Below are 6,879 nucleotides of genomic sequence, written 5' to 3' on the forward strand. Positions count from 1 at the left end.
ACGCTTAAGGAAATGCAAAATGACCGAACTGAAGAACGATCGTTATCTGCGTGCGCTGATGCGCCAACCCGTTGACGTCACCCCAGTGTGGATGATGCGCCAGGCGGGACGCTATTTGCCGGAGTACAAAGCCACGCGTGCGCAAGCGGGCGATTTTATGTCGCTGTGCAAAAATGCGGAGCTGGCTTGCGAAGTCACCCTGCAGCCGCTGCGCCGCTTCCCGCTCGATGCGGCGATCCTTTTTTCAGACATTCTGACTATCCCGGACGCGATGGGCCTTGGCCTGTATTTCGAGACGGGCGAAGGTCCGCGCTTTACCTCGCCAATCAAGAACAAGGCCGATATCGATAAACTGCCGATTCCGGATCCGGAACAAGAGCTGGGCTATGTGATGAATGCGGTTCGTACCATTCGTCGCGAGCTGAAGGGCGAAGTACCACTGATCGGTTTCTCCGGTAGCCCGTGGACTCTGGCGACCTATATGGTAGAAGGCGGTAGCAGCAAGGCCTTTACCGTAATCAAAAAAATGATGTATGCCGAGCCACTGGCCCTCCACGCGCTGCTCGATAAGCTGGCAAAGAGCGTCACGCTTTATCTCAATGCGCAGATTAAAGCAGGCGCACAGTCAGTGATGATCTTCGACACCTGGGGCGGCGTGCTGACCGGGCGGGATTATCAGCAGTTCTCACTGTATTACATGCATAAAATTATAGATGGCCTGCTGCGTGAAAACGAAGGTCGTCGTGTGCCGGTCACACTGTTCACCAAAGGCGGCGGACAGTGGCTGGAAGCTATGGCGGCTACCGGCTGCGATGCGTTGGGTCTCGACTGGACGACAGATATCGCCGATGCCCGTCGTCGCGTAGGTGACAAAGTCGCGCTACAGGGCAACATGGACCCGTCTATGCTTTATGCTCAGCCTGCCCGTATTGAAGAAGAAGTTGCCTCTATTCTGGCCGGTTTCGGTCAGGGCGAAGGTCACGTCTTTAACCTGGGTCACGGTATTCATCAGGATGTTCCGCCAGAACACGCTGGCGCTTTTGTGGAGGCGGTGCACCGACATTCTGCCCAGTATCATCTTTAAGGAGTAGTTATGGATCTCGCGTCGTTACGCGCTCAGCAAATCGAACTTGCCTCGTCAGTGATCCGTGAGGATTGTCTGGATAAGGACCCGCCGCAATTGATTGCTGGTGCCGATGTCGGATTTGAGCAGGGCGGAGAAGTGACGCGAGCGGCGATGGTGCTGTTGACGTATCCTGCGCTTGAACTGGTTGAATACAAGGTAGCGCGTATCGCTACCACCATGCCTTATATTCCTGGCTTTCTCTCCTTTCGTGAGTATCCCGCGCTGCTGGCAGCGTGGGAACAGCTCTCACAAAAACCTGATTTACTGTTCGTTGACGGCCACGGCATCTCTCATCCCCGCCGTCTGGGCGTTGCCAGCCATTTTGGCTTGCTGGTGGATGTCCCAACGATTGGCGTCGCCAAAAAACGTCTGTGCGGTAAATTTGAACCACTGTCTGCCGAACCTGGTGCGCTCGCTCCCCTGATGGATAAAGGTGAGCAGTTGGCATGGGTCTGGCGCAGTAAAGCGCGTTGCAATCCGCTGTTTGTCGCTACCGGACATCGGGTGAGCACGGATAGCGCGTTGGCGTGGGTGCAGCGCTGTATGAAGGGCTATCGTTTACCTGAGCCGACTCGCTGGGCTGATGCAGTCGCATCCGCGCGTCCGGCATTCATTCGTTGGCAGGAAATTCAGCGGTGATTGAGTTAAACTGCGGCTAATTTCCGATTCGAGACATCATCATGTTACAAAACCCAATTCATCTGCGCCTTGAGAAGCTGGAAAGCTGGCAGCATGTCACCTTTATGGCTTGCCTGTGTGAGCGCATGTATCCCAACTATGCTACGTTCTGCAAGCAAACCGAATTTGGTGAAGGCCAGATTTATCGTCGAATTCTGGACCTGATTTGGGAAACGCTAACGGTCAAAGACGCAAAGGTGAATTTCGACTCTCAGCTTGAAAAGCTGGAAGAGGCAATTCCTTCGGCGGACGACTACGATTTGTATGGCGTCTATCCGGCAATTGATGCCTGTGTTGCCTTAAGTGAATTGGTGCATTCCCGTCTGAGCGGTGAAACCCTGGAGCATGCCATTGAAGTCAGCAAGGCGTCGATCACGACCGTTGCGATGCTGGAAATGACTCAGGAAGGTCGCGAAATGACCGACGAAGAGCTCAGAGTAAACCCAGCGGTGGAGCAAGAATGGGACATTCAGTGGGAAATATTCCGACTTTTGGCCGAGTGTGAAGAACGCGATATTGAGCTGATAAAAGGGCTACGAGCGGACCTGCGCGAGGCTGGTGAGAGCAATATTGGTATAATGTTTAACCAGTGAGACAATAAAACGTGATTTAACGCCTGTTTTGTCACACCTCGACTCTTCCCTTCTGCCCCCCGTCTGGTCTACATTTGGGGGGCGAAAAAAAGTGGCTATCGGTGCGTGTATGCATGGGAGTGCTTTTTTGGCATTTTCGTCGCACTCGATGCTTAGCAAGCGATAAACACATTGAAAGGATAACTTATGAACAAGACTCAACTGATTGATGTAATTGCGGACAAGGCTGATCTGTCTAAAGTGCAGGCTAAAGCTGCACTGGAATCCACCCTGGCTGCTATTACTGAGTCTCTGAAAGAAGGCGATGCTGTACAACTGGTTGGTTTCGGTACCTTCAAAGTGAACCACCGCGCTGAGCGTACTGGCCGCAACCCGCAGACCGGTAATGAAATCAAAATTGCTGCTGCTAACGTACCAGCATTTGTTTCTGGTAAAGCTCTGAAAGACGCAGTTAAGTAAGCCGCGTGGCAGTGAACAGTTTTACCAAGGGGGCGGTTTCGCCCCTTTTGTCCGTCTGGCGCGCAACGTTGGCGCTGGCGGGCATACTGTTGCTCTCTGCCTGTAGTCATGATTCCTCTCTGCCACCGTTCACCGCCAGCGGCTATGCTGACAACCAGGGTGCGGTGCGTATCTGGCGTAAAGACGTCAGTGGCGAAGTCCATCTTCTTTCTGCGTTCAGTCCGTGGCATAACGGTGATACCTCCACAGCGGAATACCGCTGGCAAGACGATACGCTGTCGCTGATCGAACTCAATATCTACAGTAAAACCCCGGAACACGTTCGCGTTCGTTTTGACGATCACGGTGAGCTGAGCTTTATGCAGCGTGAAGTGAATGGTCAAAAACAGCAGCTTTCCAGCGATCAAATTGCCTTATACCGCTATCGTGCTGAACAAATCCGTCAGACCAGCGATGCGCTGCGTCAGGGGCGAGTGGTGCTGCGTCAGGGACGCTGGCACGCCGATGGTTCGGTCACCACCTGCGAAGGACAAACCGTAAAGCCGGATTTGGAGTCGTGGGCGAGAGAGCATATCGAAAAGCGTCAACGCCAGTCTTCGATGGAAGTGAACGTTGCGTGGCTTGAAGCGCCGGAAGGCTCGCAGCTGTTACTGGTGGCAAATGAAGATTTTTGCACCTGGCAGCCGACAGAAAAGAATTTTTGAATGAAAACCCCCTCCAGATGGAGAGGGCCTGCATGAATTACTCGCCCTGCTCGCGTGCTATTGCACGATAACCAATATCGCTGCGGCTAAAGCTGCCATTCCAGTGAATATCTGCCATCAGTGCATATGCGCGTTTTTGTGCTTCCGCAACGGTATTGCCCAGCGCTGTGGCGCACAGTACACGCCCACCGTTGGTCAATACGCGGTCATCGTCGGACAGCGTAGTTCCCGCATGGAATACTTTGCCATCTTCGACTGCTTCCAGCGGCAGACCGTGGATCTCATCGCCATTGTTATAGTTGCCCGGATAACCTCCCGCAGCAATCACCACGCCCAGAGAGGCACGCTCATCCCATTCGGATGTTTTCTCATCCAGCTTGCCTTCGCAGGCCGCGAGGCACAGTTCAACCAGATCGGACTTCATGCGCAGCATAATGGGCTGAGTCTCTGGGTCACCGAAGCGGCAGTTGAATTCGATAACTTTTGGGTTGCCCTGCTTGTCGATCATCAGACCGGCATAAAGGAAGCCTGTGTAAGTATTGCCTTCTGCTGCCATGCCTCTGACGGTTGGCCAGATGATACGTTCCATGGTGCGCTGGTGAACTTCATCGGTCACAACAGGTGCAGGTGAATACGCGCCCATGCCGCCGGTATTCGGGCCAGTATCTGCATCGCCAACGCGCTTATGATCCTGGCTGGTGGCCATAGGCAGCACGTGCTCGCCGTCAACCATAACGATGAAACTTGCCTCTTCGCCATCGAGGAACTCTTCGATAACGATACGATGTCCTGCATCGCCAAACGCGTTGCCAGCCAGCATATCCTGAACGGCCGCTTCTGCCTCTTCCTGGGTCATCGCCACAATCACGCCTTTACCGGCAGCCAGGCCGTCGGCTTTTATGACGATCGGTGCGCCTTTTTCACGTAAATAGGCCAACGCAGGTTCGACTTCGGTAAAGTTCTGGTACTCGCCTGTTGGGATCTTGTGACGCGCAAGGAAATCTTTGGTAAAGGCTTTAGATCCTTCCAACTGTGCGGCGCCTTCAGTCGGGCCGAAGATTTTCAGGCCAGCCGCGCGGAATGCATCAACCACGCCAATAACCAGCGGCGCTTCCGGGCCGACAATTGTCAGATCGATTTTCTCGTTTTGAGCAAAACTCAGCAGCGCCGGAATATCGGTCACACCGATAGCGACGTTTTGCAAAGTAGGTTCCAGCGCGGTACCGGCATTGCCTGGTGCAACAAATACCGTATTCACCAGCGGCGATTGCGCTGCTTTCCATGCCAGAGCGTGCTCACGCCCGCCGTTACCAATTACTAATACTTTCATTCTTTGCTCCAGGAATTAATGGCGGAAGTGACGCATGTCGGTGAAGATCATCGCGATACCGTGTTCATCGGCAGCGGCAATCACTTCATCATCGCGGATTGAGCCGCCAGGCTGGATAACACAGGTCACGCCTACTGCGGCTGCGGCATCAATACCATCGCGGAACGGGAAGAAAGCATCAGATGCCATTGCGGAGCCTTTTACTTTCAGACCTTCATCACTGGCTTTAATACCGGCAATTTTAGCGGAATAGACGCGGCTCATCTGACCGGCGCCAATGCCGATAGTCATATTCTCTTTCGAGTAAACAATGGCGTTGGATTTAACAAACTTCGCTACCTTCCAGCAGAAAAGCGCGTCACGCAGTTCCTGCTCGGTTGGCTGGCGCTTGCTGACAACGCGCAGATCGCCTGCTGTTACCATTCCCAGGTCACGGTCTTGCACTAACACTCCACCGTTAACACGTTTGAAATCCAGCGCTGGAACGCGCTCGGCCCACTGACCACAAACCAGTACGCGGACGTTCTGTTTAGCCGCGGTGATTTTCAGTGCTTCTTCAGTAGCGGAAGGGGCAATAATCACTTCCACAAACTGGCGGGAGACGATCGCTTGTGCCGTTTCGGCATCCAGCTCGCGGTTAAAGGCAATAATGCCGCCGAAAGCGGAAGTCGGGTCGGTTTTGTAGGCACGTTCATAAGCATCAAGAATAGAGGTGCTTACCGCAACGCCACAGGGGTTTGCGTGCTTTACGATCACACATGCGGGTTCGCTGAACTCTTTCGCGCACTCCAGGGCCGCATCGGTATCGGCGATGTTGTTATAAGAGAGAGCTTTGCCCTGAACCTGCTGCGCGGTGGCGACTGAGGCTTCTTTTATCTCTTCTTCTATATAGAAGGCAGCGTGCTGGTGGCTGTTCTCGCCATAACGCATATCCTGCTTCTTGATGAAGTTCAGATTCAAGGTGCGCGGGAAGCGGCCGGAAGGTTCTTTACTCTCGCCGTGATAGGCCGGAACCAGGCTGCCAAAGTAGTTGGCGATCATGCTGTCGTAAGCGGCGGTATGTTCAAACGCCTTAATGGCGAGGTCGAAGCGGGTATCCAGCGTCAGAGAACCATCGTTGGCATCCATCTCATTAATAATGGCTTCGTAGTCATTGCTCTTTACTACGATGGCGACATCTTTATGGTTCTTGGCTGCGGAGCGGACCATCGTTGGACCGCCAATATCGATATTCTCTACCGCATCTTCCAGAGAGCAGTTTTCACGAGCGACGGTCTGGGCGAATGGATAAAGGTTAACGACAACCATATCGATCGGCGCGATGCCATGTTGATCCATAATCCCGTCATCCTGACCGCGACGGCCCAGAATGCCGCCGTGTACTTTTGGATGCAGAGTCTTTACGCGCCCATCCATCATTTCCGGAAAACCGGTGTAATCGGACACTTCGGTCACCGGTAGACCTTTATCTGCTAACAGGCGGGCGGTACCGCCAGTGGAAAGCAGCTCTACACCACGTGCAGAAAGTGCCTGAGCGAATTCGATGATACCGGCTTTATCAGAAACACTGAGCAGAGCGCGGCGGACTGGACGACGTTGTTGCATGGTAAATCCCCTGGATTTCACGATGACAGAGAGCGTTAGATGAATTTTCCGCAAAAAACTCATCTAACACCCCTAACGGGGCATCCTTGTTTTGCGCGTGCATTTTAACGAAAACGTTTGCGCAGCGCTCGCGAATTTTGAATTTTTCGCAGCTTTGTGGATAAGTCTGTGTGAAAAAGGGTATAAGGCGGGGTTTTGCTGTGGAATGCAGCAGTCAGTCATTTTTCTGTCATTTAAGTATTGCGGCCTGCTGAGAACTCCCTATAATGCGCCTCCATCGACACGGCAGATGTGAATCACTTCACACAACAACCGGTTCGGTTGAAGAGAAAAAATTCTGAAATTGAGGGTTGACTCTGAAAGAGGAAAGCGTAATATACGCCA

7 protein-coding genes are annotated in these 6,879 nt (G+C 53.1%); 5 read left to right on the forward strand and 2 right to left on the reverse strand.

Annotated features, from left to right (window positions below):
* Nucleotides 1-19: 19 nt before the first annotated feature.
* The 5 genes from hemE to AC6EMZ_RS22985 all read left to right on the forward strand — a co-directional run bounded on the left by hemE (nt 20) and on the right by AC6EMZ_RS22985 (nt 3,560).
* On the forward strand, nt 20-1,084 hold the full coding sequence (gene hemE, locus AC6EMZ_RS22965) for a uroporphyrinogen decarboxylase (RefSeq protein WP_498405139.1): 1,065 nt from the start codon (nt 20-22) through the stop codon (nt 1,082-1,084).
* Between the two features lie 9 nt (nt 1,085-1,093).
* A complete protein-coding gene (nfi, locus tag AC6EMZ_RS22970) occupies nt 1,094-1,765 on the forward strand; it encodes a deoxyribonuclease V (RefSeq protein WP_498405140.1) in 672 nt (223 codons plus the stop codon).
* Nucleotides 1,766-1,806: 41 nt separating this feature from the next.
* Nucleotides 1,807-2,397 (forward strand): YjaG family protein, encoded by a 591-nt coding sequence (locus AC6EMZ_RS22975; protein WP_498405141.1) that lies wholly within the window; start codon nt 1,807-1,809, stop codon nt 2,395-2,397.
* 186 nt (nt 2,398-2,583) lie between these two features.
* Complete coding sequence (hupA, locus tag AC6EMZ_RS22980; protein ID WP_032615913.1) at nt 2,584-2,856, forward strand: nucleoid-associated protein HU-alpha; 273 nt, start codon at nt 2,584-2,586, stop codon at nt 2,854-2,856.
* A gap of 11 nt (nt 2,857-2,867) precedes the next feature.
* The gene (locus tag AC6EMZ_RS22985; RefSeq protein WP_498405145.1) at nt 2,868-3,560 is read left to right on the forward strand and encodes a DUF1481 domain-containing protein; all 693 of its coding nucleotides are present in this window, start codon (nt 2,868-2,870) and stop codon (nt 3,558-3,560) included.
* Between the two features lie 37 nt (nt 3,561-3,597).
* Here the strand turns inward: AC6EMZ_RS22985 and purD are convergent, their stop codons facing one another.
* Both purD and purH read right to left on the reverse strand, forming a co-directional pair.
* Nucleotides 3,598-4,890: a phosphoribosylamine--glycine ligase gene (gene purD, locus AC6EMZ_RS22990; RefSeq protein ID WP_498405142.1), complete on the reverse strand. Its 1,293-nt coding sequence runs from the start codon at nt 4,888-4,890 to the stop codon at nt 3,598-3,600.
* A gap of 15 nt (nt 4,891-4,905) precedes the next feature.
* Entirely contained in the window at nt 4,906-6,495 is a 1,590-nt protein-coding gene (purH, locus tag AC6EMZ_RS22995; RefSeq protein WP_498405143.1) for a bifunctional phosphoribosylaminoimidazolecarboxamide formyltransferase/IMP cyclohydrolase, read from the reverse strand.
* Between the last annotated feature and the right edge of the window lie 384 nt (nt 6,496-6,879).

This window comes from Enterobacter sp. SCRI0065 (assembly GCF_059766475.1).

Bases quoted from the DNA above. Each gene is read 5' to 3' on its own strand.
- hupA (WP_032615913.1), top strand. From the start codon at position 2,584: ATGAACAAGACTCAACTGATTGATGTAATTGCGGACAAGGCTGATCTG.
- hemE (WP_498405139.1), top strand. From the start codon at position 20: ATGACCGAACTGAAGAACGATCGTTATCTGCGTGCGCTGATGCGCCAA.
- nfi (WP_498405140.1), top strand. From the start codon at position 1,094: ATGGATCTCGCGTCGTTACGCGCTCAGCAAATCGAACTTGCCTCGTCA.
- purD (WP_498405142.1), bottom strand. From the start codon at position 4,890: ATGAAAGTATTAGTAATTGGTAACGGCGGGCGTGAGCACGCTCTGGCA.
- purH (WP_498405143.1), bottom strand. From the start codon at position 6,495: ATGCAACAACGTCGTCCAGTCCGCCGCGCTCTGCTCAGTGTTTCTGAT.
- AC6EMZ_RS22975 (WP_498405141.1), top strand. From the start codon at position 1,807: ATGTTACAAAACCCAATTCATCTGCGCCTTGAGAAGCTGGAAAGCTGG.